General features: G+C 41.3%; 24 protein-coding genes. 12 read left to right on the top strand and 12 right to left on the bottom strand.

Annotated features, from left to right (window positions below; all coding sequences use genetic code 11):
* Positions 1-487: 487 nt before the first annotated feature.
* Positions 488-2,182 (bottom strand): mechanosensitive ion channel, encoded by a 1,695-nt coding sequence (locus ACE1CI_RS00680; RefSeq protein WP_496615174.1) that lies wholly within the window; start codon positions 2,180-2,182, stop codon positions 488-490.
* Positions 2,183-2,624: 442 nt separating this feature from the next.
* On the opposite strand from ACE1CI_RS00680, the gene ACE1CI_RS00675 reads away from it, so the two are divergent.
* Complete coding sequence (locus tag ACE1CI_RS00675; RefSeq protein WP_413261577.1) at positions 2,625-3,092, top strand: SRPBCC family protein; 468 nt, start codon at positions 2,625-2,627, stop codon at positions 3,090-3,092.
* 11 nt (positions 3,093-3,103) lie between these two features.
* Here ACE1CI_RS00675 and ACE1CI_RS00670 read toward each other — a convergent pair whose 3' ends face one another.
* The 5 genes from ACE1CI_RS00670 to ACE1CI_RS00650 form a co-directional block, all read right to left on the bottom strand.
* The gene (locus ACE1CI_RS00670; protein ID WP_413261578.1) at positions 3,104-3,928 is read right to left on the bottom strand and encodes a SirB1 family protein; all 825 of its coding nucleotides are present in this window, start codon (positions 3,926-3,928) and stop codon (positions 3,104-3,106) included.
* Positions 3,929-4,630, bottom strand: a complete 702-nt coding sequence (locus ACE1CI_RS00665; RefSeq protein WP_459563985.1) for an actin-binding WH2 domain-containing protein — start codon at positions 4,628-4,630, stop codon at positions 3,929-3,931. It lies immediately after the preceding gene.
* A gap of 123 nt (positions 4,631-4,753) precedes the next feature.
* Positions 4,754-5,545, bottom strand: a complete 792-nt coding sequence (locus ACE1CI_RS00660) for a tetratricopeptide repeat protein (RefSeq protein WP_413261580.1) — start codon at positions 5,543-5,545, stop codon at positions 4,754-4,756.
* 318 nt (positions 5,546-5,863) lie between these two features.
* Positions 5,864-9,337 carry a CHAT domain-containing tetratricopeptide repeat protein gene (locus ACE1CI_RS00655; RefSeq protein ID WP_413264555.1) on the bottom strand — a complete coding sequence of 1,158 codons (3,474 nt, stop codon included), beginning with the start codon at positions 9,335-9,337 and terminating at the stop codon, positions 5,864-5,866.
* Between the two features lie 116 nt (positions 9,338-9,453).
* Positions 9,454-10,356, bottom strand: coding sequence for a DUF4384 domain-containing protein (locus ACE1CI_RS00650; RefSeq protein ID WP_413264556.1), 903 nt, complete (start codon positions 10,354-10,356; stop codon positions 9,454-9,456).
* A 248-nt stretch (positions 10,357-10,604) separates the two neighbouring features.
* On the opposite strand from ACE1CI_RS00650, the gene ACE1CI_RS00645 reads away from it, so the two are divergent.
* From ACE1CI_RS00645 to ACE1CI_RS00620, 6 genes are all read left to right on the top strand, one after another.
* Complete coding sequence (locus ACE1CI_RS00645; RefSeq protein ID WP_413264557.1) at positions 10,605-10,832, top strand: hypothetical protein; 228 nt, start codon at positions 10,605-10,607, stop codon at positions 10,830-10,832.
* A gap of 157 nt (positions 10,833-10,989) precedes the next feature.
* Entirely contained in the window at positions 10,990-11,202 is a 213-nt protein-coding gene (locus ACE1CI_RS00640; protein WP_413264558.1) for a hypothetical protein, read from the top strand.
* A 568-nt stretch (positions 11,203-11,770) separates the two neighbouring features.
* Positions 11,771-12,667, top strand: coding sequence for an RpnC/YadD family protein (locus tag ACE1CI_RS00635; protein WP_413264559.1), 897 nt, complete (start codon positions 11,771-11,773; stop codon positions 12,665-12,667).
* A gap of 277 nt (positions 12,668-12,944) precedes the next feature.
* Positions 12,945-13,766: a DUF4351 domain-containing protein gene (locus ACE1CI_RS00630; RefSeq protein WP_413264562.1), complete on the top strand. Its 822-nt coding sequence runs from the start codon at positions 12,945-12,947 to the stop codon at positions 13,764-13,766.
* A 31-nt stretch (positions 13,767-13,797) separates the two neighbouring features.
* Positions 13,798-14,013, top strand: coding sequence for a DUF4351 domain-containing protein (locus ACE1CI_RS00625; RefSeq protein ID WP_413264560.1), 216 nt, complete (start codon positions 13,798-13,800; stop codon positions 14,011-14,013).
* Between the two features lie 141 nt (positions 14,014-14,154).
* Positions 14,155-16,077 carry a hypothetical protein gene (locus ACE1CI_RS00620; RefSeq protein WP_496615173.1) on the top strand — a complete coding sequence of 641 codons (1,923 nt, stop codon included), beginning with the start codon at positions 14,155-14,157 and terminating at the stop codon, positions 16,075-16,077.
* Between the two features lie 575 nt (positions 16,078-16,652).
* On the opposite strand, the gene ACE1CI_RS00615 is transcribed toward ACE1CI_RS00620, so the two are convergent.
* The 6 genes from ACE1CI_RS00615 to ACE1CI_RS00590 form a co-directional block, all read right to left on the bottom strand.
* On the bottom strand, positions 16,653-16,772 hold the full coding sequence (locus ACE1CI_RS00615) for a photosystem II reaction center protein J (RefSeq protein WP_413262380.1): 120 nt from the start codon (positions 16,770-16,772) through the stop codon (positions 16,653-16,655).
* 67 nt (positions 16,773-16,839) lie between these two features.
* Positions 16,840-16,962: a photosystem II reaction center protein PsbL gene (gene psbL / locus ACE1CI_RS00610; RefSeq protein ID WP_413262379.1), complete on the bottom strand. Its 123-nt coding sequence runs from the start codon at positions 16,960-16,962 to the stop codon at positions 16,840-16,842.
* A 9-nt stretch (positions 16,963-16,971) separates the two neighbouring features.
* The gene (psbF, locus tag ACE1CI_RS00605; RefSeq protein WP_193980582.1) at positions 16,972-17,103 is read right to left on the bottom strand and encodes a cytochrome b559 subunit beta; all 132 of its coding nucleotides are present in this window, start codon (positions 17,101-17,103) and stop codon (positions 16,972-16,974) included.
* 24 nt (positions 17,104-17,127) lie between these two features.
* Entirely contained in the window at positions 17,128-17,376 is a 249-nt protein-coding gene (gene psbE, locus ACE1CI_RS00600; RefSeq protein WP_413262378.1) for a cytochrome b559 subunit alpha, read from the bottom strand.
* Positions 17,377-17,459: 83 nt separating this feature from the next.
* Positions 17,460-18,467 carry a photosynthesis system II assembly factor Ycf48 gene (locus tag ACE1CI_RS00595; protein WP_413262377.1) on the bottom strand — a complete coding sequence of 336 codons (1,008 nt, stop codon included), beginning with the start codon at positions 18,465-18,467 and terminating at the stop codon, positions 17,460-17,462.
* 193 nt (positions 18,468-18,660) lie between these two features.
* Positions 18,661-18,996, bottom strand: a complete 336-nt coding sequence (locus tag ACE1CI_RS00590; RefSeq protein ID WP_413262376.1) for a rubredoxin — start codon at positions 18,994-18,996, stop codon at positions 18,661-18,663.
* A gap of 262 nt (positions 18,997-19,258) precedes the next feature.
* Here ACE1CI_RS00590 and ndhC point away from each other — a divergent pair, with 262 nt between their 5' ends.
* The 5 genes from ndhC (at position 19,259) to ACE1CI_RS00565 (ending at position 24,073) form a co-directional block, all read left to right on the top strand.
* Entirely contained in the window at positions 19,259-19,621 is a 363-nt protein-coding gene (ndhC, locus tag ACE1CI_RS00585; RefSeq protein WP_193981533.1) for a photosynthetic/respiratory NAD(P)H-quinone oxidoreductase subunit C, read from the top strand.
* Positions 19,618-20,361 carry an NADH dehydrogenase subunit K gene (locus ACE1CI_RS00580; protein WP_413262375.1) on the top strand — a complete coding sequence of 248 codons (744 nt, stop codon included), beginning with the start codon at positions 19,618-19,620 and terminating at the stop codon, positions 20,359-20,361. Before ndhC ends, ACE1CI_RS00580 begins: the two co-directional genes overlap by 4 nt.
* Positions 20,354-20,872, top strand: coding sequence for an NAD(P)H-quinone oxidoreductase subunit J (locus ACE1CI_RS00575; RefSeq protein ID WP_413262374.1), 519 nt, complete (start codon positions 20,354-20,356; stop codon positions 20,870-20,872). The genes ACE1CI_RS00580 and ACE1CI_RS00575 overlap by 8 nt, the downstream gene beginning before the upstream one ends.
* 198 nt (positions 20,873-21,070) lie before the next feature.
* Positions 21,071-22,363: a hybrid sensor histidine kinase/response regulator gene (locus ACE1CI_RS00570; protein ID WP_413262373.1), complete on the top strand. Its 1,293-nt coding sequence runs from the start codon at positions 21,071-21,073 to the stop codon at positions 22,361-22,363.
* Between the two features lie 246 nt (positions 22,364-22,609).
* Positions 22,610-24,073, top strand: coding sequence for a phosphoglucomutase/phosphomannomutase family protein (locus tag ACE1CI_RS00565; RefSeq protein WP_413262372.1), 1,464 nt, complete (start codon positions 22,610-22,612; stop codon positions 24,071-24,073).
* Positions 24,074-24,190 lie beyond the last annotated feature (117 nt).

Genomic DNA, 24,190 nt, shown 5'->3' with positions numbered 1-24,190 from the left:
GTTACAACAAACCAGGTTCGTTGTAAACACTTTAGTGTTTTTCTTGAGGATAGGTACGACTGAAGTCGTTACAACAAACCAGGTTCGTTGTAAACACTTTAGTGTTTTTCTTGAGAATAGGTACGACTGAAGTCGCGACAACAAACCAGGTTCGTTGTAAACACTTTAGTGTTTTTCTTGAGGATAGGTACGACTGAAGTCGCGACAACAAACCAGGTTCGTTGTAAACACTTTAGTGTTTTTCTTGAGGATAGGTACGACTGAAGTCGCGACAACAAACCAGGTTCGTTGTAAACACTTTAGTGTTTTTCTTGAGGATAGGTACGACTGAAGTCGTTACAACAAACCAGGTTCGTTGTAAACACTTTAGTGTTTTTCTTGAGGATAGGTACGATTGAAGTCGTTACAACGAATTTAACTAAAAATGGGTGCTTTTTCACTTTGGAAAGCACCCTAATTCAAGTCTTAAAATTGTTGAATTGGTTAACTAGATTCGAGGTGGTTCATTCTTTTTGCGTTTAAAGGATTCTAACCAATCTCGAACTTGTTCGCCAGCGACATCGCGACTACCTAATCCAAATGCTATTGCTGTGGCAACAGCGATCGCACCAAGCAATAAACCAAAGGCTAAATTAACGATATCCGCAGCAATGCCCATTTGTTGTAAAACCATTGCTGAAACTAAGATAATAATCGCAATTCGCGCCGCATTACCCAGGATAACTGCTTGTTGATTTCCCGAACTGGTGATGATACTGAAAGCGAGATTTGCTAAATACAAACCGATCGCAAATATCACTAAACCAACTAAAATTTGCCCAGCGATAGCAACAATTCCGGTAACAATTGCTGTGAGGGCTGCAAAGTTGAGAACTTCTACAGCTGCGACTGTAGCTATCAGCATAACCCCCACTAACACAATAATTCCGACAATTTCGGAAGGAGTTCTCGAAGTAGTTTTTTCTTCAACTACTCCTGGTGTCGGACTATCAATGGGAGTTTCTGAGGGAGAGACAATAATTCTACTACGAGTTGTTCTGGGTGTTGGTAAACCAATCCAATTGAAAACGTTGTTGAAACCAATACTGGTTAGAATACTGGTGACAACATCAGCTAAAAATCTGCCGATCGCATAAGCTACCGCTAAGATAATTCCTGCTGCGAAAATTCTCGGAACTGCACTGAGAACTTCATTGAGCATGGCGATCGCCGGAATCGAAATCGCATTAATTCTCAGCGCATTCAGGGCTGCGATCGCTACCGGAATTAAAATCAGTACATAAACAATTGTACCGATAATCCAAGATAGAGATTGCCCCGTTGTCGAGGGATTAATTCCCACACGACTCCCTAATCTATCCGTTCCCGCAGCTATTAACAAATTGGTGACAATTCGCCGCACAACTTGGGCAACTAACCAACCTGCTGCTGCAATCAAAATCGCCGCAAATATGTTCGGCAATATTGACAGGATATCATTGAGTAATCGCTGTACTGGTTGTAAAGTTCCCTCTAATTCTAATGTACTTAAAATTGAGGGCAGAAACAACAAAAATATGAACCAATACAGTGTATTACCAATCGTTTCACTTAGAGAAAATTGATTGTTTGTATCGGTAACTTCTTGGTTGAGTCGCTCATCTAATCGTAACGCTTGTAACGATCGTGTAACTACCAATTTAACTACCGTTGCTATTACCCAAGCAATAGCTAAAAGAATAGCGGCTCCTGCTAATTTTGGCAGGAAAGTAAAGACCTGATTCAGTAAATTATTGAGAGGTTCATAAACCGCCGTTAGCTGAAGTGCTTGGAGAAAAGCGACTATAGCAAAGATGAAAATGAGCCAAAATACTATGTCAGAAATCCACTTTTCTACAGGTAGACTTTCCGCGTCAGGTCGCCCTGTCACCCAAGCCGTAATCCTATTATCAATGCTAGTGCGATTTAGTAGTTGCTTGACTGCCCAAGCGATTAAGATCGCTAATAGCCAGCCTAAAACTAAAATGACGATCGCACCTAACAAATTGGGTAAAAATTGACCAATGTTAGTAGTGGTTCGCTGGACAACATCAACCGTCTCATTTACTGGGTTAGTTGTCTTTGTAACCTGGGCCACAATTTGATGAGGGTGAGTAGGCACACTCAAAACTAAATGTGCTGTACTTTGCCAAATGTTATTCATAGTTTTTCTGATTTATTGTCAGAATTGTTGGTTAACATACCATAAAATCAGCTTTCGCAAGCATAATTTCCCGATTTCTACTTGTCATCTACCTTTATGGGTAAATAGCTAACCAACTATTTTACTCGGATGCTCGGTAAATTCTTTAACCAATTCACAAGTCTTCAGAATAGCCTGTTTCACGAATTAAGTAAAACCTACCCCTAGCCGGGGTGCTTTTAATTACCATTCGTCAAAAGTTAAATATTAATTAAATTTTAACGTACAGGAAACTTGGGCTAAAATCAGCAAAATTTATGGTTTCTCTTAATCCAAAAGTGCAAAACTTGGTTGATAATTACGTAAGAGGATAATTCAAAGATATGATGGGGTAAATGAGAATATTTACTCAACCGTAATCTTTGAATCATTGTCCCGGAAGTTTGAGTCCAAAGGGATACAATTGAACGTGACATCAGATAAGCAAGTTTTTGAGCAATCAATTGGGATCAAAGCTAGTGCTACAGTAGTAGAACGCTGTATTACCGATCGCCATTTAATGCACCGTTGGTTAAACCCAGCTTTGCGTTGCGATCCTATAGGCGACTGGAGTACAGAAATTGGTAGTCGCAGTCGATTTGTAATTCAAATTCCCCTGTTAGAACCTGCTTTAAACAGTACAGTAGTGGAAAGAGAACCCGGTTTAATTGTGTGGGAATTTACGGGATTTTTTCAAGGGCGCGATCGCTGGGAATGCCAACCTATAAGTGATGGTACACTATTAGTTAATCGCTTTGAATTTACAGTTGCTAACCCGATCGTTCGTTGGGGATTTAATACTTTTGCAGCAGCTTGGACAAAAAAAGATATGCAAGCACAATTACGCAGATTAAAAATAGTTGCTCAAGAACAAGCTCAAAGTTTTAAATAGTTAATAAATCCTTATAAATTTTCTCGAATTTGGGCTACTAATTGCCTAATAAAACTAGAATCTTCGGCGTTAGGAACCTGCATCAAATAACTTTCTAAATCTTGACAAGCTGTTGCTAATTCGCCAATTTGGTAATAGAGTAAACCGCGATCGCGTAATTCTGTCGGAGTCCCAGGAAACAACAATAAAATCCGTTCAATACTCGCTAAAGCCTTCTGCCATTCCCCCCGATTAAGATAAATCATTTTCAAATTCATCAGCATTCGTGACAAAAAGCGTCGGGGAGTTACAGGTTCTAATAAACTCGCAGAAACTCTCACAGGTTGCTGATAAATTTGGCTCAATCTTTGTTCGCAATCTTGCTCAAATAAAATCTCCCCTCGATTAAAAGCATCCACATAAATTCCCACATCTTGAAAATCGGGACGAATCAAAAAATGACCTGGCATTCCGATACCTACCATCGGAAAATCGATGCGTTGCGCTATTTCTAAATAAACCAAAGAAAGAGTAATGGGAATACCAGTTCTCCGTTCAATTACTTGATTTAAATAGCTGTTGCGTGGGTCGTAGTAATCATCACTGTTACCAGTAAAACCCAAATCCTCATAAAGGTAATTATTAATACATTGGATAATTCTTAAAGGATAGGGTTCACTGGGTAAACGTTCTTCGATTTCCTCTGCCATTGTATCTAAAGCATTGAGATATTCCTCTGGATCGAGGTCTGGATATTCTTCTTGAGCAATATACAAGGCTGCTTTTGCCAAACTAATGTTTTTCTCAGCCTGATGAATCTCTCTGTAGAAATATTGCCGCGCCAGAGGAAAGTTCATTTAGTGAAAACCTAGTACTTCAGAAATTGCCTTGACGATATCAAGATAAATGTTACCTTGTAACTGCCGAAATAGCTCAAATTTTGTGTTGGGTGAGCCAAAGATTGGTCTAAGAGTCCATCCCAGTTGGCTACCAACAAACCCATAGAGGACTAACCAAAATTGTAACAGTCGAGTGCGGGTTGGTTGACCTTCCGTGTCAGGATCGGAAATTAGCTGCATTCCTTGATAAAGGAAGTGTACACCAATTACGCCTGTGAAGATGAAAATGGCAACATTTAGTAATTTAAAAAATTGGTAATTATTAGTAGTGATCAGGAAAAACAAAGTCACTGGTGCAAAAGCAATTAACAGCGCACTAATCACTGATGCAGCCGTTAATACAACGAGAAAATGCTGGGCTAGGCTACGACTAGAACCGAAAAAGATATTAAAAATGTAGAGAGTAGGTAAGCAAATTAAAAGAGTGAGCAAATAAAGAATTGGTAGTTTAACAGCAGCAGATAATCCTTGAATTGGACTATGAGATAAACCGATGATTGCTCCATAAATGCCAAAAAACATGGAACTACAAACCAGCAAGGCAATGATTTTATGATTGATTTTAGTGCCTTGACGAATTTCTTCTAAAAAGCCTTTGCGATCGCGCAAAAGCCCAATCAACACCCCAAAATAATTACCCATTTTAAAAGAACCCTGCATTTTTCCTTCTCCCGGAACCATATTGACATCCTCCATAGCTACATCACAACTTTCAACTTTTCCAGAATCCTAAAAGGTACGTTGTTGCGCTTCAGCGAAGACAGCGCAACAACGTACTTTTTATTATCCAACTTGAGACATTGCTTGTTGCACACCGCGAATTTGGCGTAGAGTTTCTTGAACAGCTTCTCGATCGCCAACTTCCCGGAACAAAGACAAAGCTTGTTGATAGGAATCCATAGCTTTTTGTTGGCGGTTAAGATAACTGTAAGTTAAACCAATCATATAATAAGTAACAGCTTTAGTCCTTGGCTGATTCAGAGATTCTTCAATTTTTAATGCTGTTTGAAAACTGTTTAATGCTTGTTCATATCCTTCTTGTCCCAGGTAAGCCATACCTAAATTGCGGAGAACAATAGCTTCACTGCGAGGAGCTTTTAATTGATGAAAAAGTGCCAAAGATTGTTGATGATAATCAATAGCTTGGGCATATTTTTCTTGTCTTCTATAAACAACACCTAAATAATCTAAGTATGCAGCTTCATTAAAGCGATCGTTCAACTTCCGGCTAATTACCAACGCCTTTTCATAAGCAGATTGCGCTTGGGGATAATCTTGCAAATCTTCGTAAATCATCGCCAATCGATAAAGAGTTAACATTTCGCCTTGACTATGACCAAGTTTCCGCATCATTCCTAAAACTTGGGTAAAAGTTTGTAATGCTTCCGAAATTCGTTGTTGTTTGTACTGTTCTAATCCCTGTTCATACAATTGAATTGCTGCATCTAATTTAGAATCATCAGCTTGCGCTTGGATAACAGGAGTTTTGACATTTGTAATAGCCGAAACTGGAGTACCCAAAGCAATGAATAAAGTTAAGGGAATCAAGCTGAGATGTTTAAAATTAAATTTCATAGTCCCTATACCCAGAATCAGTTGTAGAAAGATTTTTTGCTTGTCTACTCCTCTATATGTCTGGGCGAAAACGACCTATGCAGTTATGCTGGAAAAATTTTATAAATAGTAGGGTGTGTGACGGTTTAACTCGAAGAATCTTGACTGTTATCCCTTTTTGCCGTCACGCACCTAATTTAGACTAAGTAGGTGTAAATAAATAAAGTAATAATAGTTATTTAAGGATGGGGCGGGCAGGATGCCCACCCCACAATAAAGCTGGAACTCTTGTGGGGTGGGCATCCTGCCCGCCCCAGTTTTCACTTTATTTATATCTACCTACTTAAGAACATCTTTTAATTCTGTTGTCTCTCCCTGACAAACCCAAGCACCCCAATAAAAAGGATGTTCTAAAGGTCTTTCTTCTTGACAAGATAAGTCATTTTGTGTTAATAATTCTTTTAATACTTCGCGACCGAGATCCGATCGGCGTAACTCTCTGACAGTGATGTTGCGGATATAATTTTGGCTTTCTAGTAATGCGTTGGAACGACCAAAACCGCGTTCCAAATTATCAAAAAAACGCTCCATTAATAGAGCAGTTGCTTTATCTGGAACGGGCCACAAACTCATTACTAAAGTTTTCGTTCCGGCGACAGCAAAAGCACGACGCAAACCGAAAACACCTTCGCCAATTTTGACATCACCGATCGCAGTATTGCAAGCCGATAAAACCGTGAGTTCATTCGCCCAAAGGTCAAGTGCGGCTACATCTTGGGCAAACAGAAAGCCTTTACCAGCTTTTTCGGGTAGAGTTCCGCCAGATAGCCAGATGTTCGCACCTGCTAAGGCGAGTCCAGAACGCAGCATCGGGTTTTCTACTTTTGTAGCAGAAAAGCGATTCCCAAATACCCGACTCTCCAAAGTGGCTGGTTGATGGGGCAAGTCGGGTAAGAAAACGCCGTGAGTAGCAATCAGCAGAATACTGGGAGATTGGCTCGTTGTAATCTGAGTTTCCAGTGCTTCAGCATCGAAATACGGCGATACTTCCAGCTTTTTGGCAACAGCTTCGCCCAGAAACCTTGTACCTGGTGCGCGTTCCAAAGAATTGCCTGCTAAGGTGTTGAGAAGTTGGTTTGTCTGATAACTTGCATCAATGGACTGGGCGGGTGAGACACCCACCCCACAAGAGACAGATTTTTCTTGTGGGATGGGCATCTTGCCCGTTGCGCTTGCTTCATTTCCCAAATCAAAATCAGGATCGGCAATAATTAAAGGTGCAGTAGCGGGACGAGTTGGTTGAAAATGTGAACGCAAAATATCGCGCCCGACACTGAGGTAAGAAATAGTATATTCATCCATTAAAAATCGCGTTCCTGTCTCATCCGGCAATAACTGAAACGGCAACAAATTCAATTCGCCATCGGGAGAAAGTAGCAAATATTTACTATCGCCTATCACAGCAGAAATGGGATCGAAAATCGCTTTTCGCAGTTCCATACCAGAGGCGGGATCGTATTTCATAAAGGTAGGGGTTTCCTCGTCATCATCTCCCATATCCAGCAAGTCACCTTTGCCAGAAAAGTAAGATCGAAATACCCGCAATAATTTATCGATATGTTCTGCTTCTCCTAAATCAATCATCTCTACTTTTTCTGGCTGTTTTGCTGGTAAGATAAAAGCCAGGTAGCGGGCAGGTTTCGATTGTGATTCACCACGCGCCGGGATTGCTTGGAAATCACAAACATCAAATCGCACGAATTCTACTAAAGTGGAACCTTCTGGTAATTCCAAAGCAACAGCACGACGGTTAGCAGTTTCGAGTTCCTGTTGCAGTTGGATTTCGGGAACTTGGGATGCTAGTACTTTTTCTAAGTTTTTGCATTCTGTTTCTAGATCGGATAGCCGCTTTTTATATTCTGCTTGGTGCGTGCGAAACTCGTCTTCGGTAATTTCTGGATTAGGTAAGGGTGGAGAATAGATTAAGTGAATTTGTTCTGCCCTTAAAGATTGCCATTCCTTAAACTGGGGTGTTAGGTGAGAATAGCGATCGCTGTGTAAAGCATAGTTGAAAGCAGCAAAGGCGGCGGCAGTTAAAGCTTTGCGTTTGAGTACCAAATCATAAGCTGCTTGTTTTGCTTCAGGAGAGTTAGAAAGGTGGGAATTAACTAGGGAGAGAAACTTATAAAAACTATTTCTGATTGTTTCGAGATAAGCGAGACGCTCGCTTTCCGAGCTAGCAGCAAACATTTGGTAGAGCATGCCATCTCTAATTTCAGTAGATTGTTCCAAGAGTGCCAGAGCCTCACTACAGCAGTTGGTTGCTGCTAATAATGCCGCCAAATTATTCAGACTACCAATGACATTGGGGTGCTTTGGCCCAAACAGACGTTTGTTCAAGGCTAAGGCTTCTACACACAAGGGTTCGGCTTCACTGTATTTGCCTTGGCATCTGTACAATTCTCCCAAGCTAGATTGAAAAGCAACGGAAGCGGGGTCTTCTGGCCCTAGCAGGCGTTTGTTCAAGGCTAAGGCTTCCACTAATAAGGGTTCGGCTTCACTGTATTTGTTTTCGGAGTAGTACAGTGTCCCCAAATTATTCAAACTGATAGCGAAAACAATGGGGTATACTGGTCCGAACAGGGTTTTGTTCATTTCTAAAGCTTTTAGATACAAGGATTCGGCTTGAGTATTTTTGCCTTGGTATTTGTACAGTAGTGCCAAATTATTCAGACTATCAATTACTTTGTGGTGTTCTAGCCCAAAGTGACGATTGTACAAGGCTAAGGCTTCCACTAACAAGGGTTCAGCTTCACTGTATCTGCATTGGAATCTGTACAGTCCTGCCAAGTTACTCTGACAAGTAGCAACATCGGGGTGTTCTGGCCCTAGCAAGCGTTTGATCATAGCTAAGGCTTCTATGAAGAAAGATTCAGCTTGGCTGTATTCGCCTTGGTACTTGTAAAGTTGGGCCAAGTTATTCATGCTAGCAGCAACATTGTAGTGTTCTGGCCCCAATATTTGTAGTGCTAACTTCAAAGATTGCTCAGAAATAGTTATTGCCTCAGCGTATTTATGCCGACTAGATAATTCCTCAGCCTCTTGTTCTAGCTGATACCAATGTGTAATTGCGTCTTCCAATTGTGTTGCTAAACTTTGCAACTTATCAACCTTCTGCTCTCCATAAAATGCCTTCAAAAATTCCCTATCAGCAAAAGAAGGTTTCATTATTGCCACAAACTTTCTATCTATAAAAGCAGAGTTTTTTTTCAAAATATTTTCTTCCTCTCCAATCTCGCAATTTAGGATTTTTTGATACAATTTATACCGTTCTTTAAACGAAAGAACGTCTTCGTATAGCCCCTTCGTCCAACCAGCAATTATTTTTATAATTTGTGTTTTGAAAGATTGCCCAACAAGAGTTATTCCCTCAGCGTCTTTATGACAATTAGATAATTCGTTGACCTCTGGTTTTTGCTGATACTCATGTGTAATTGTATTTTCTAATTGCGTTGCTAAACTTTTTAACTTTTCAACCTTTTGCTCTCCATAAACTGCCTTAAAAGATTTCTTGTTAACCCAGTAATGCTTCATTATTGCCACAAACTTTTTATCTATCAAAGCAGAGTTTTTTTGTAAAATATTTTCCTCCTCTCCAATCTCGGATTTTAGTATTTCTTCATACAATTTATACCGCTCTTTGAAGGAAAGAAACTCTTTGTATAGCCCCTCCTTCCAACCTGCAATTACCTTTTTAATTTGTGTTGTAAAAATTGACCACCAATCTGGTTTCGATTCTCCCCCAAATGCCATTTTAATTATTTCTCCTGAATTACATTGTAATTTTTTTATCACTAACCTGCTTTCATTTGAACATTTTCTGATTTAACAAAATCATTTATGAACAGATGTAAACTTGGGTTCTAGAATTATGCTGTTACAGTATATTCCGTGTAGAGAACCTTACAATCTCCACTACGTTCTAAACATTTTAGTAATTCATTCAAATGCCCTTCTTCCAGTTGCAAAGTTTTCCCGCTTCCCTCTGACAACCAATCTAAATTTGGCTTATCCTTCCCAATAACGGCTACAATCTGCTCTAGACCGATACTGCCAGTAATTTTAAACGATTTTTTCCCCGAAACAGGCTGGGGCAAAACAGCCACACCCGCAGGTAAAGACGGCTGAGGCGCATAAACTGAAGGACACAAGCACCAAAACCTGCCAGTTGTGCCTTTTTCCAGCAGCAGTAAGTATCCCGGAGTCTCAAGCTTTACCTCAAAAATAATATTACTGCCCAAAGGCACGCATTCTTGATAATCACTCCCCATATCCAGCACCCCAGCCAGTTTTGGCCCCATTTTGTCTGTCGGGGTAGCCAGTTTCAGTAATTGTTCCCAAGGGTGAAGACCTACCAAACCTTGCTCTTTCGCCCATTGGGGAAATACTTCCTCGCGCAGCCAGCGTTTTGCATTCAACCAACGACCATCACCAGTGCTAGGAGGACACCCCGCCGCTTCCAGTTTTTCACAAATTGCAGCCAACTGCTGACGAAAGATGCGAGAAGCTTCAAGTCTTTTAGCTTCCTCTTCTTTTTGAGTAGCTTCCTCATCTTTTTTAGCTTCCTCATCCTTACTTGACTTTTTTTTGGTTCCCTCAATCAACTTTTCTACGAACTTAGAATTAGCAACTAATTTTTTGTGAGTCACTTCTCTATTGTCTTCCAGAAAACGTTTCTCAAATATCAGGCTATTCTTACCCGTGAAGCCGAAACGGGTCGCCATTGCATTGAGGAAATCTCCCTCGTAATCTTCATATCTCGGTAAATTCATAGACCGTTATTCTGATGGGATGTTAGCACATATTATCGGGGATAAAATGGCAAAGAATCAATCTTCGCTGAATAAAAATATAAAAAATACAAATCTACAAAAATCGACAATAACCTACAATCGACAATAACCTACAACAGTCTACAAAATTACTTGCCATTCAAATTTACTATTGTTATTTTTGAACCATGCACCTCGAATAAATATTCGCAGGTAACAGTTGAAAAGAAATCTATGGAGGAATCCAAATGTCTGGCAACTTTAACTATTGCCCAACTCATGGAATTAATCACTGTCACGGACATCACCATTTGCATTTACCACATCCACACACTCATTTCTATGAGCCGACTTGGTTAAAAGTAACAAAAATTGGTATTGTCGCAGCAGTTGTAGTTTGTGCAGCGACCGGGGTAGCTCCTGCTGCTGCCATTGGCGCAGGAATCGCAGGTGTTTTAGGTGCAGGAAAACAGTAGGTTTGCTTCTTCAAAATCTACTTACTCTCTCTTGATTTTCAGCGTTAAATATGATGCTTTTTAGCCAAAAATTAACATAATTTCGTTGCGGCTATAAAAGCATCATCCCTCAAATTTTTACTAATAAATAGGCTTAAAAAGCCGGGAGAAAAAGAAAATGACACATCAAGATCCGCATTCGGCTGCTTATCAGTTAGCATTTTTTGGCCCAATGAAACTAGGTGCATACGCCGGAACTGCCATTGGTGGCCCTATAGGTGCTACAGTTGGTGGAGTTTTAGGTGGTTTGGTAGGCTTTGCTTGGGTCTGCTCTATTGCTAGCAGCCATCATCAATCTCACGTTGGAAGCATCCACAAAAAATACCACTAGAACGAGTGCTAGGACGACTAGATAAGCCAATTAATTAATTATATATGACCCGTAATTTATAAAGATTGCGGGTGTTTTTTTTGGCAATTAAAGAAAGCGCAATTGGTTTAGAAATTGGTATTCCCGATCGCGTTTGGATGCTGATTATTCCTACCAAATAATCAAAAGTGCATCTGTCTCCCGGTGGCGAATACATCACCCGCCTGGGAATCAATTCCCAGGCTAATAGCTAAACTCGGATAAATCCGACTGAATAAAAGCAAAAGTAATTGCTTTCTCTAGGCGAAATATTCTCTTATAACCTAGTCCTCTTCAGAGGACTTTCGCTATTAGCCTGCGATTTGAATCGCAGGCGGGTGATGCGAATCATGGAAAGGAGAATCTGTATAAACTGATCGATCGCAACTACACACTCACTAGGTTAAGTACGAAGCAACACCATTATTAATAAATCTTATTTTTTAATAATAGCTATAACCATATCAACTAATATTGTCATCATTAATTTATGATTTTCAATCTTATTATATAATAATAAAAACTCCAAAAGCCTTTCAATCACCTAATAATGACTCGCTTCATTCACGATCAATTCGCTAAAGATTGCCTAGAAGAACTACTAACACCCTACGGACAAGTCAGGTCCGATCGAAAAGTCACATCCGAAACAAGAGAAATCGATGTCATATTCATTCCCAATGCTTCCCCCGAAATCCTATCACAAAATTTAGGATTATTAGGAAAATTGGGAGAAACAGCCGCAATCTTTGAACCATTTCGCAATCCCGTTGACCCAGATGAAATTTGTACTTGCCTTCTGAAAGCGCTAGAAGTCCGAGAAAGCATTCAACGACAAGCAAAGCGCAAAAATGCACCAGATGAACCCATCAGCTTACCTTTCTTATGGATTCTCACCCCAACTGCCTCAGCCCCCATTTTAGAAGGATTCCACGCTATACTAAAGGACGATTGGGGCGCGGGAGTTTATTTTCTTGGTTATTATTTAAGAACAGCCATTGTCGTAATTCATCAATTACCCAAAACCCCAGAAACACTTTGGCTAAGAATATTTGGAAGGAAGAAAGTACAAGAACAAGCAATTGATGAATTGGAGGCACTGCCACCCGACAATGTATGGCGAGACAAAATATTGGAATTGTTCTATCAATTACGAGAAAATTTAAACATCAATCAAAGTTTAGAAGCAGACGATCGGGAGTTAGTTATGAGATTACAACCTTTGCTGCAAGAAAAGCTAGCACAAGTTGAACAAAAAGGCATCGCACAAGGTATTCAACAAGGAGAGCGTTTAATAGTGGAAAATTTATTAAAGTTGAGATTTGGAGAATTAGATGCAGAGTTATCTGCTTTAATTGACTCTATCTTGACTTTTCCACCAGAAGAATTTACTCCCTTATTGGTGCAATTGTCTCGTGAGGAATTGGTAAGCAGATTTAGAAATTAACAAAAAACGCCAAATGTAGGGTCAATCCATAAATTGACCCTATAATATTATTCACGAATCTGGATGGCATTTCGGTAATGCCACCAATGCAAAATCTATATATAAATCCAAACGAAATGATGCTTAAATTAGCTGCTAAAGTTTACGCAGATTTATCAGAAGAAGAGATAAATGAAATTGAACAAATTTGAGCGATCGCACCCCCTATCCATCACCCCTAACCGTCACCATCTGTCAAAATAAAAACTAAACAAATTTGTCCCTACCCAATTCACCATTGAACACCGACAACCTTTGTAAATACCTAGCCGAACAATACCCCGCCGAATTTGTCCGTTGGTTACTCCCATCGGAAACATCTAACATTCAAGTCCTAAAAACTGAACTCAACCTCGAACCAATTCGCGCCGATTCCATCACCTTACTACAAACCCCAAATCTAATTCTGCATCTGGAATTTCAAACCCTACCAGCATCAGATCCCCCACTCCCACTACGGATGCTTGACTACTGGCTGAGACTGCATCGAAAATATCGCTGTAATGTCGAACAAGTGGTAATTTTTCTCAAGCCCACAACTTCAGAAATCGCCTTTACCAACGAGTTTACTTCCCCAAACACCCAGCATCGCTATCGAGTCATCCGAATGTGGGAACAAGACCCCGCGCCACTGTTAGCCAACTCTGGGCTTTTACCATTGGCAACATTAGCACGAACAGACTCACCCCAAACTTTACTGGCTCAGGTTGCCGATCGCGTAGCTAATATTGAAGAAACGCAGCAACGGCAAAATGTAGTAGCTTGTACGGAAATTCTCGCAGGTCTGCGATTTGACAAAAATTTGATTACCCAACTATTTAGAGAGGAAATTATGCGTGAATCTGTGATTTATCAAGATATCTTGGAACAAGGACAACGACGAGGAGAAGTAACAATGCTTCTACGCATACTTACCCGTCGAATCGGCCCAGTCACTCCCGAAATCCAAGCCCAAATTCAAACTTTATCGATTCCACAACTAGAAGACTTGGCAGAAGCATTATTAGATTTTTCTCAGCTAGCAGATTTAACTGCTTGGTTGGAATCTCATCAGGCATAAATAAAATAGTAAGTCCGCCTACAAGGAAATTATGCGTGAATCTGTGATTTATCAAGATATCTTGCAACGAGGAGAAATAGCAGTGATTATGCGCCAACTTATCCGTAAAATTGGCCCACTCACTCCCGAAATCCAAGCGCAAATTCAGACTTTATCGATTCCACAATTAGAAGATTTGGGAGAAGCATTATTAGATTTCTCACAACCCACAGATTTAATAATTTGGTTGCAAAATAACCAATCATAGACGCAACTTTCTTCAGTCCGCGAAGGCGGACTAAGTTTTGTGTAGCCGTGACTTCAGTCGCCTTATACCAACAAACATTTGCCGTGTAACCTTCCCTAGTCTACGATTAAGGGTGAATTGGCGCTATCTTTCCGGCTACCGATGGAATACTGGGAATTTCTGATCCAAAAAGAAAACGATCGCTCTTGGCAATCCCTGAAATCACCGGAAGTTGAACTTCCTCAAGGCAGGTATCGTCTCGTAGTGCGTTCCAACCGTGCAGACACCGACATAGACATTCGCATCATTCACCACTCAATCCACGAAAACCCGCCTAAACGTAGGTTACAAAAGCGATCGCGTCGCATCAACTCCGAAGGGTTAATGGTGCTGATTCCTTTCACCGATCTCGCCCCCGGAATTTGGGAGTTTCGCTGTCTGCCAGATTTGTTTGAAGATTTAATGGGAGAACCTTGGCAAAAAACCCTACAAATAAAGGTTTTGCCCCCAGATCCTCAGCCAGATTCAGCAAAACCGGGTATTACGGGAGTAGGAGAACAGGGGAGAATAGGAGATTTAACCATTTCTCATCAATCTAAAATCCCAGTTTCTCCTGTTAAATCAGCAACTCCTGACGCTTATCCCTTACGCTTAACCCTCAAGCAAGAAACATACGTGGCGCGTGCAGGACAATCAATTACTTTAGCAGGATATCTGGAACTGCCAAATACAATTGAAAATCAGGACACTGAGGCGAAAGTAGCATTGACAGGAGAAATGCGAATTCGGCTACGCGATCCGCAAAGTGGACAAGTTTTAGCCCAACGTCAGCAGCAATTAATAACACAGGAAATACCTTTTACTTTTGCTTGCAGCATTTACATTCCTGACCAGAGTAAAACTCATTTACTATTAGGTGAAGTTACTATTTATGATGTGCCAGAAATCCCAAATGATTCTCCTTTAGTTCTGGCAAGTAGATCTTTTAGTATTACCGCCGATTTAGATGATTTATTGAGTGCGATCGCAGATAATTTCCATGAAACCGAAGTCTTGGAACTGTCCTCAAACCAATCTAAATCAGCAGCTTTAGACTTGGCAACCTATAACCAAGCAACTACACCAACAAATCTTAATCTCCCAGTTTTTCAACCCGGTGGCAAACAAATTTTACCACCACAACTCTATCAACCAGACTTACTCAGAAACCCAATTAAAAAGATAGAATTGCCAAGTTTCGGTAATTTTGGCAATCCTGAACCAGAACCAGAGTTAGCAACTAAATCAAGTTCGGAAACAACCGAAACAGAAACAGAATCAACAGAAGCAACAAGTTTAACAGAAGAAAGTATTAATTCCGAAACGGACACAGAAGCAGCGGAAATTTCCGATCGAGTTACTGCTGATGAAGACCTAAACTTAGCGGAAACAGAACCAGCTAATATTGATACAGCTTTTCAATCTTTAAAATTAGAAGAGCGTTTTTGGTCGCGGCTAAATGCGATCGCCGCCGATGCAGAATTATCCACCGAATTAAGTAAAGACCCGCTTTTTGAAGATATAGAAGAAGAAACCGAAACTCCGGCTGCTGCTATTTATACAGGCCCAGATGCCGAATTAGCCGCAATGGAGTTTGTCGTAGAAGAACCCCCACCCCCACCAGCAAAACCGGAAAATAGTCTGAGTTCCCTGGGGGAAAGTACTGCTGATGAAACGGAAGCGGAAGTTTTACCAACCCCAGAATTAGAAGTACCCGCAGGAGAACTCACCGCAGGAGAACAAATTCGGGTGCGCGTCAAAGTACCAATGCGGCAACCCAGACTCGGTGTAAAGTTTTGGATAGTAGATTTGCAAACGCGATCGCTAGTAGAAGGCCCACGCTGGTTAGGTGATTTTTATCTCGACGCTTGGGGAAACTTAGAAACCTCTTTCCAAATGACAGTTCCCTTCGGTTGCTTAGAAATTCGCTTTGAAGCAATTTCCTCCGACATCGCCACCAAACAAGAAAGCCACAAAGCCCAAGTTAATCGCAGCGTCGTTCCCCCAGACTTACCGCAGTTCTCCGATGACTTGAATGCTTTGTAGCAGAGGGGCACAGGGGCAGAGGCGCAGAGGGGCAGAGGCGCAGAGGGGCAGAGGCGCAGAGGGGCAGAGGCGCAGAGGGGCAGAGGCGCAGAGGGGCAGAGGCGCAGAGGGGCAGAGGCGCAGAGGGGCAGAGGCGCAGAGGGGCAGAGGCGCAGAGGGGCAGAGGCGCAGAGGGGCAGAGGCGCAGAGGGGCAGAGGCGCAGAGGGGCAGAGGCGCAGAGGGGCAGAGGCGCAGAGGGGCAGAGGCGCAGAGGGGCAGAGGCGCAGAGGGGCAGAGGCGCAGAGGGGCAGGGGAGATAACTTAAAATTCAGAACTTTCTCCCTCACTCAAAACTCCAAACTCCAAACTCCAAACTCAAAACTCCAAACTCCAAACTCCAAACTCCAAACTCCAAACTCCAAACTCCAAACTCCAAACTCCAAACTCCAAACTCCAAACTCCAAACTCCAAACTCCAAACTTCCCCAGTCCCCAGTCCCCAGTCCCTAATCCCTAATCCCAAAAAAATTGAAAAACCGCTTACCTAATATTTAGGAAAAGCGGTTTTTTTCTAAAAACTTAAACTCAGACAATTCTTACAGAGAAGAACCTAAACCAGCGTATGCGCCATAAAAGAAAATGCCGACAACGCCGATTACGCCTAAACCTGCTACAGTAGCAACGATCCACAAAGGAATTCTTCCACTCTGAGACACAGCATTACCTCCTGTTGAAACAACAACAACTTTTTAATTCCTGCAACAGAATATCACTGAAAACCAGTTAGTTAAAGAAGTAACTGGAAAACAACAAACCGAGAACGAAAATCAAGAGTAAACCTAAATAAAGAGAAGTCCGGTTTAACTCAACGGGTTGATTATTGGGGTTCGGGTTACGAGTCGGCATAATTTTTTCCTAGCGTTGAATGAACTGCATAGCGGCGATCGCGCCCAGGAAGAAAACTGTAGGTACAGCCAGTGTATGTACAGCCAGCCATCTCACAGTAAAAATCGGATAAGAAACGGGTTGATTCGATGGAGTATTCATATTTCGCAACCAATGATTAAAAAACTACTTACCAGAAAACTCTTGAATTTGGTCTTTTGCTTGATATCGATCGCTAATGATCGGCAATTCTTGACGAGTTTGAGTATAGTACTCATCAGGACGAGGGGTGCCAAAAGCATCGTAGGCTAACCCAGTGCTCACAAACAACCAACCAGCGATAAACAACATCGGAATAGTGATGCTGTGAATTACCCAATAACGAATACTAGTAACAATGTCCGAAAACGGACGCTCTCCAGTAGTCCCGGCCATTCTTCATCCTCCAACAACAAGATCGAATCTTAAACAAATGATACGAAATATTAAACACTCTCACAAGCCAACATTGAGAATGTTTAAGCTGCACCGACAATATTCGGGTTATATTTCAGCACTGTGCCATTCTGACCGATAATAAATCCCTGCTCTGGACTTAGAAACACGATTCGGTAAAGATTAGAAGGCACATTTTCCACCTGACGGTCTTTTTCCCAAGTTTTGCCACCGTCTAAGCTGCGAAGTAAATTCCCGCTACCGCCAGCTACCCAAACTTCTTCAGGAGTACGATAAGCTACATCCAGCAAACCCCAGCTTGTGGAAAATTCTGGATAATCAGCATCTAACCATACTTCTGGATCTTTAGAGTCAGTAAATTGCAGTTGACCACCACGAGCTAACATCCACAATCTACCATCCTTGGTGAAACCCATGTTTTGCACGCGACGGGAACTGTTGCGGTTATGCTGTGTCCAAGCATTTTGTCCCGGTTCCCAAGTCGAGTAAAAATTCCCTCGTGAGGAAACCGCTACATACTTACCATCATCAGAACGGGAAATATTCCGCACTACGCCGACAGCTTCTTCCACCATTGCTTTCCAGGTTTTACCGCCATCAGATGTCCGGTAGATTGCGCCGACATCGGTAGTCATTTCCGCCGAGTCTGGGCCAAGGGCAAGTACGGTGTTAGGATTACCAGGGAGCTTTTCGCTTAAAGTAATCCGTGACCAAGTTTGTCCCTCATCAGTGGTGTGTAGCAACAGTGAAGGTTGTCCAGCAATCCATCCTTCTTTGTCAGAAAAAGTCACAGAATTGAAACGGTACTTTTGCTCACCTAAATCTAAAACTTTCGGTTGCCAAGTTTCGCCGCCATCAGTGCTTTCTAGCAAAGTTGTGTTGCTTCCCACTATCCAGCCGTGATTTTTGTCGCCTGTAAAAGCCACATCTGACAGGTTACTGTCTGTGGGTAAATTAATGATTTCCCAAGGATTTTCACTGATAGTGGGTACTTTACTACAAGCTACACAAAGGAGGACAACTGCTAGCAGCACTCCTAATTTTCGCAAACTTCTCAATAGCGATCGCATTTTTGCCCAATCTTCTCTAATTTGTCTTGCCTAGTTTTTCTGCCAAACTTTTAATCTTCTAAAAATCAGCCAATTTTTTATCCTCCGGCATCGGGGATGTCTTAGGGGCGCAGCATTCTGGCAAATATCTTTGGGTTCACAACCAACAAATTATTGCCAGAATGCTCGCCCCACGATGAATGCCAAAACTCAATCATTGTAATCCATACAGACTCAGGAAAAACAAAAAGCCCAGTGCCAAGCCACCAAAAATCAACAGATTCTTTTGTGTGGGTGTAAGAGTATTGACACCGAAGCCATAGCCATAATTAGACTTAAATCCCGATGCAGTTCCTTTTGGCCCAATATTTTGAAATGCAGACTGCCGCACCCCACAAACCGGACAGCGCCAATTTGCTGGCAATTCCTCAAAGGGAGTTCCCGCAGCAATATCGTTCTTGTCGTCTCCTTTTTCCGGCTCATAAACATAGCCGCAGGCATTACACTCATATCGATCCAATGTGTTCGGATCAACAGCTTGGTTAGTCATTGCTCTCTTTGGATTATTAGAAAAGCAGGCGGAAATCTTAAAATATCTGTTACAGATTATGACATATTATGTCTTCCTGACTCAGAAGAATGAGAAAGAAGCTGTCATTGGTCATTAGTCATTGGTCATTAGCCAACCAATGACCAATGACTAATGACCAATGACTTATGGTTTTCATAAGCAAGCAGAAGCATCCCGAAGAGCGAATTATCTGTAAAAATAAGTAACAAATGTCCTTTTGCCAAAGTGGTAACAACTAATTGTGTTTGTTCTTAGCGGCTATGAATACTTACTGGGCTTCCTAATCATTTGCAGCCTAGTCCCAGCTTTAGCTCTGACTGCATCGAAATTACTACGCCCCAGCCGTCGTGGGCCAGAGCGTCGCACTACTTATGAATCGGGGATGGAACCAATTGGCGGAGCCTGGATTCAATTCAACATTCGCTACTATATGTTTGCCTTGGTCTTCGTGGTCTTTGACGTGGAGACGGTTTTTCTTTACCCTTGGGCGGTTGCCTTTAATCGTTTGGGTCTTTTAGCCTTTATTGAAGCACTGATCTTTATCGCAATTTTAGTCGTTGCTCTGGTTTACGCATGGCGCAAAGGAGCCTTGGAATGGTCATGAATTCAAATCTCACAACTACAGATTCTAATTTTGAGCAACAGCTAAAAGAAAAGATTCTCAACCCGGTTGAGCGTACTGCTGTTACTCAAGAACTTTCGGAAAATGTCATTTTAACTACGGTTGATGACCTTTACAATTGGGCGAGGCTTTCGAGTCTTTGGCCTTTAATGTTTGGTACGGCTTGCTGCTTTATTGAGTTTGCGGCGATGATTGGTTCTCGGTTTGATTTCGATCGCTTCGGTCTAGTTCCCCGTGCTACCCCTCGTCAAGCCGATCTAATTATCACCGCAGGCACGATCACCATGAAAATGGCTCCCGCTTTGGTACGGTTGTACGAGCAAATGCCGGAACCTAAGTATGTGATCGCTATGGGTGCTTGTACCATTACAGGCGGAATGTTCAGTGTTGACTCCCCGACGGCAGTGCGTGGGGTGGATAAACTGATTCCTGTGGATATTTATATCCCTGGCTGTCCTCCCCGTCCAGAGGCGATTATGGATGCAATCGTCAAACTGCGGAAGAAGATTGCCAACAACTCTATGCAGGAACGGGCAGCACTCAATCAAATTCACCGTTACTACAGCACAACTCACAAAATGAAAGCTGTGCCAGCGATCTTAGATGGTAAGTATCTCCAATCTGATACTCGCTACAATCCACCAAAAGAATTGACCGAAGCTATGGGTATGCCTGTACCACCAGCACTCCTAGCAACAGAAAAGGAGGTTTCTCGTGGCTGATGAATCTCAAGCACCAGAAACTTCGACGCTGGTAGAAGCGGGTAAAGTCTCTCGCTGGTTAACTGAAAATGGTTTTGAACATGAGTCTTTACAACCAGACCCTCGTGGCATCGAAATCATAAAGGTTGAACCAGATTTCTTGATTCCCTTGGCTACTGCTTTGTATGCTTACGGGTTTAACTACCTTCAGTGTCAAGGTGGTTATGATGTTGGCCCCGGACAAGAGTTGGTCAGTTTCTACAATCTGATTAAACTCAGTGATGATGCCGATCGTCCAGAGGAAGTGCGCTTAAAGGTATTTCTACCGAGAGAAAACCCTACAGTGCCCTCAGTGTACTGGATTTGGGCAAGCGCCGATTGGCAAGAACGCGAAACCTACGATATGTACGGGATTATTTACGAAGGACACCCGAATTTGAAGCGGTTGTTAATGCCTGAAGATTGGGTAGGTTGGCCTTTACGTAAGGATTATGTCTCTCCCGATTTTTACGAGTTACAGGATGCTTACTAAAGCTGACCAAACTTTTCTCCCCCCCCAATATTGGGGGTTTTTTAATTCTTTTATCTAGGGATTAAAAGTAATTTTACTGAGCTTTTATTTAACCAATAGATTATAAAGGAAATAACATACTAATCATAGTTGTGTTAGTTTTGAACAAATCGCTGAGTTTGAAAACTGTTTTTTGTCTTTTCTCCTTTGGTTAGTGTAATGAATAGTAATCTAATAATTACCTCGAAAGCGGATATTATGATTGTGGATGATACGCCAGATAATATTCGTTTTTTATCCACTCTGCTGCAAGAACAAGGTTATAGCGTGCGGAAAGCGATTAGTGGAAAAATGGCTTTGACGGCAATTAGAACTGTTTTACCTGACTTGGTTTTATTAGATATTAATATGCCGATGATGAGTGGATATGAAGTTTGTCAGGAATTAAAGAATGATGAAAGAACTAAGACAGTGCCGATAATTTTTATTAGTGCTTTGGATGATGTAACTGATAAAGTTAAAGCTTTTCATTTGGGTTGTGCAGATTATATTACTAAGCCTTTTCAAATAGAAGAAGTTTTGGCACGAATTCAACATCAGTTAATTATTAAAAATTTGCAAAGTCAGATGCGATCGCAAAATGACCAACTCCAAAAGACTTTAGCCGAACTAAAAACTGCCCAAGTGCAAATAATTCAAAAAGAAAAAATGTTCAGTTTAAGTCAGCTAGCGGCTGGTATGGCGCATGAAGTTAATAATTCCATTGGGTTTATTGCTGGGAATATTGAATTTGCTCGTCGATATGTCCAAGATTTACTAAACTTAATTAATATTTATCAACAAGAGTATCCGCAACCAACTCCGGTTATAGAAGCAGCGCTAGAAGAAATTGACCTAGAATTTCTAATTAAAGATGTGGAAAAAGTTCTGGATTCTATGCAAACGGGAGCCGAACGAATTTCGACAATTAATTTAGCATTACGAATTTTCTCTCGTTTGAATGAATCTGATATTAAACCTGTAAATTTGCATCAAGGAATTGATAGCACTTTAGTATTGTTACAGCAAAGGCTGAGACTAGAAGGACAAAACCAGGAAATTAAAGTAGAAAAAAATTATGGGCAATTACCAGCGATTAATTGTTATGCTAGTCTGATGAATCAAGTATTTTTGAATATTTTAAATAATGCGATCGATGCTCTAGAATCTAAATTGCAGTCAGCCGATAATACATCGATTACACCGACAATCTGGATTGCTACAGAATTAACCGATCGGCAAACTGCTATTATTAAAATTAAAGATAATGGTACAGGAATTCCTGAAGATGTCAGAGAACATTTGTTCGATCCATTTTTTACAACTAAGCCAGTAGGCAAAGGTAGCGGTTTAGGATTATTAACTAGTTATCAAATTGTAGTGGAAAAACATAAAGGTAAATTGACTTATCAATCTACATTAGGAGAAGGTACAGAATTTGTTATTGAAATTCCTAATTTACCCCAAACTTAAGAAGACTTCAGGGGAGGGGGACTCTCGGAGCAGGGGGGACTCTTGGGAGAACTTGGGAGAAGGGGAAGTTAATTAACTTAAAAGTTTCTCCCTGTACGGACAATTCATGAATTGTCCCTACTCAAAACTCAAAAGATGAAGCTAAGAACTTTCCCTGTTGCCTTACTTCACCACAATGTCCCGCTTTAGACCGATAGCCGATAAAATTTAAAAGTGAGCGTCTCAATCGTAAGCGAGGCAATTTTAATGACGGATCACTCTTCCTTTGTGCCAATTACTGTTAATCCAATTAAATTTGGAACAGATGGTTGGCGAGGTGTAATAGCAGCAGATTTTACTTTTGAGCGCGTAGCTTTGGTAGCACCGATCGCGGCTCAAGTCTTAGCTAAAGAATATGGTGATACTACCAACAGTCGCACGGTGATCGTCGGTCACGATCGCCGTTTTATGGCAGAAACCTTTGCCCGTACAGCAGCAGAGGCGATTCGCGCCGTTGGTTTTGATGTTTTGTTGACAGAAACTTTTGCTCCTACTCCCGCTTTTAGTTGGGCAGCGAAAAAACTTAATGCTTTGGGTGCTATTGTGATTACAGCTAGCCATAATCCTGGCAGCTATTTAGGTTTAAAAGTCAAGGGTGCTTTTGGGGGTTCGGTTTCTCCAGAAGTAACTAAGCAAATAGAAGCAAAGTTAGATGAGAAATTGACACCAGCAGCAGAACCAGGGAAATTAGAAATGTTTAATCCCTGGCCTAGCTATTGCGAAGGATTACGAGCTAAGGTAAATATTGAGGAAATTCGTCAGGCGATTAAAGAAGGTAAACTAACAGTATTTGCTGATGTAATGCACGGTGCAGCAGCAACAGGATTTGAGCAAATTTTGGGTATACCTATTAACGAAATTAATAGCGATCGCGATCCGTTATTTGAAGGCGGTGCGCCAGAACCTTTACCAAAATATTTGGGCAAACTTTTCGGGGTAATGAAAGAATATAGAGCAAACAATCCTGATAGTTTGTCAGTTGGTTTAGTGTTTGATGGAGATAGCGATCGCGTTGCTGCTGTCGATGGACAAGGTAATTTTTTAAGTTCTCAAGTGTTAATTCCCATTTTAATTGAACACTTGGCAACTAAAAGAGGCATGACTGGCGAAGTGGTAAAAACTGTCAGTGGTTCCGATCTAATTCCCAAGGTAGCAGCACATCATCAACTATCAGTATTTGAAACTGCTGTTGGTTATAAATATATTGCCGATCGAATGCTAGAATCCTCAGTTTTACTCGGTGGAGAAGAGTCTGGCGGTATTGGTTATGGCACTCATATTCCCGAAAGAGATGCTTTATTGTCGGCTTTGTATGTGCTAGAAGCAGTTGTGGAATCGGGCAAAGATTTAAGTCAATTGTACAGAAATTTGCAGGAAATAACTAACTTTAGTTCTGATTACGATCGCATAGATTTGCCTTTGGCTAGCATGGATGTAAGGGCGCGACTTTTAGAACAATTACAAAGTCAACCCCTGAATGAAATTGCTGGACAATCAGTAGTTGATTGCAACACAATTGATGGTTATAAATTCCGTTTAGCTGATGGTAGTTGGCTGATGATTCGCTTTAGTGGTACGGAACCAGTGTTGCGTTTATATTGCGAAGCTGCCAACCTTGATGAGGTGCATAAAAGGTTAAATTGGGCGAATGATTGGGCAAATTCTGTTTAGTCATTTGTGAGTAGTCATTAGTCATTTGTGATTAGTTAATTTAATAACCAATAACCAATGACTAATGACCAATGACATAAGACAAACAACTAATGACCAATGACATAAGACAAATAA

It is taken from the genome of Floridaenema flaviceps BLCC-F50, assembly GCF_041929275.2.
Taxonomy (GTDB): domain Bacteria; phylum Cyanobacteriota; class Cyanobacteriia; order Cyanobacteriales; family Aerosakkonemataceae; genus Floridanema; species Floridanema flaviceps.
This window is presented reverse-complemented; position numbering and strand designations above follow the sequence as displayed.

Bases quoted from the DNA above. Each gene is read 5' to 3' on its own strand.
- ACE1CI_RS00680 (WP_496615174.1), bottom strand. From the start codon at position 2,182: ATGAATAACATTTGGCAAAGTACAGCACATTTAGTTTTGAGTGTGCCT.
- ACE1CI_RS00670 (WP_413261578.1), bottom strand. From the start codon at position 3,928: ATGAACTTTCCTCTGGCGCGGCAATATTTCTACAGAGAGATTCATCAG.
- ACE1CI_RS00665 (WP_459563985.1), bottom strand. From the start codon at position 4,630: ATGCAGGGTTCTTTTAAAATGGGTAATTATTTTGGGGTGTTGATTGGG.
- ACE1CI_RS00660 (WP_413261580.1), bottom strand. From the start codon at position 5,545: ATGAAATTTAATTTTAAACATCTCAGCTTGATTCCCTTAACTTTATTC.
- ACE1CI_RS00655 (WP_413264555.1), bottom strand. From the start codon at position 9,337: ATGGCATTTGGGGGAGAATCGAAACCAGATTGGTGGTCAATTTTTACA.
- ACE1CI_RS00650 (WP_413264556.1), bottom strand. From the start codon at position 10,356: ATGAATTTACCGAGATATGAAGATTACGAGGGAGATTTCCTCAATGCA.
- ACE1CI_RS00645 (WP_413264557.1), top strand. From the start codon at position 10,605: ATGTCTGGCAACTTTAACTATTGCCCAACTCATGGAATTAATCACTGT.
- ACE1CI_RS00640 (WP_413264558.1), top strand. From the start codon at position 10,990: ATGACACATCAAGATCCGCATTCGGCTGCTTATCAGTTAGCATTTTTT.
- ACE1CI_RS00635 (WP_413264559.1), top strand. From the start codon at position 11,771: ATGACTCGCTTCATTCACGATCAATTCGCTAAAGATTGCCTAGAAGAA.
- ACE1CI_RS00625 (WP_413264560.1), top strand. From the start codon at position 13,798: ATGCGTGAATCTGTGATTTATCAAGATATCTTGCAACGAGGAGAAATA.
- ACE1CI_RS00620 (WP_496615173.1), top strand. From the start codon at position 14,155: ATGGAATACTGGGAATTTCTGATCCAAAAAGAAAACGATCGCTCTTGG.
- psbL (WP_413262379.1), bottom strand. From the start codon at position 16,962: ATGCCGACTCGTAACCCGAACCCCAATAATCAACCCGTTGAGTTAAAC.
- psbF (WP_193980582.1), bottom strand. From the start codon at position 17,103: ATGAATACTCCATCGAATCAACCCGTTTCTTATCCGATTTTTACTGTG.
- psbE (WP_413262378.1), bottom strand. From the start codon at position 17,376: ATGGCCGGGACTACTGGAGAGCGTCCGTTTTCGGACATTGTTACTAGT.
- ACE1CI_RS00595 (WP_413262377.1), bottom strand. From the start codon at position 18,467: ATGCGATCGCTATTGAGAAGTTTGCGAAAATTAGGAGTGCTGCTAGCA.
- ACE1CI_RS00590 (WP_413262376.1), bottom strand. From the start codon at position 18,996: ATGACTAACCAAGCTGTTGATCCGAACACATTGGATCGATATGAGTGT.
- ACE1CI_RS00580 (WP_413262375.1), top strand. From the start codon at position 19,618: ATGAATTCAAATCTCACAACTACAGATTCTAATTTTGAGCAACAGCTA.
- ACE1CI_RS00570 (WP_413262373.1), top strand. From the start codon at position 21,071: ATGAATAGTAATCTAATAATTACCTCGAAAGCGGATATTATGATTGTG.
- ACE1CI_RS00565 (WP_413262372.1), top strand. From the start codon at position 22,610: ATGACGGATCACTCTTCCTTTGTGCCAATTACTGTTAATCCAATTAAA.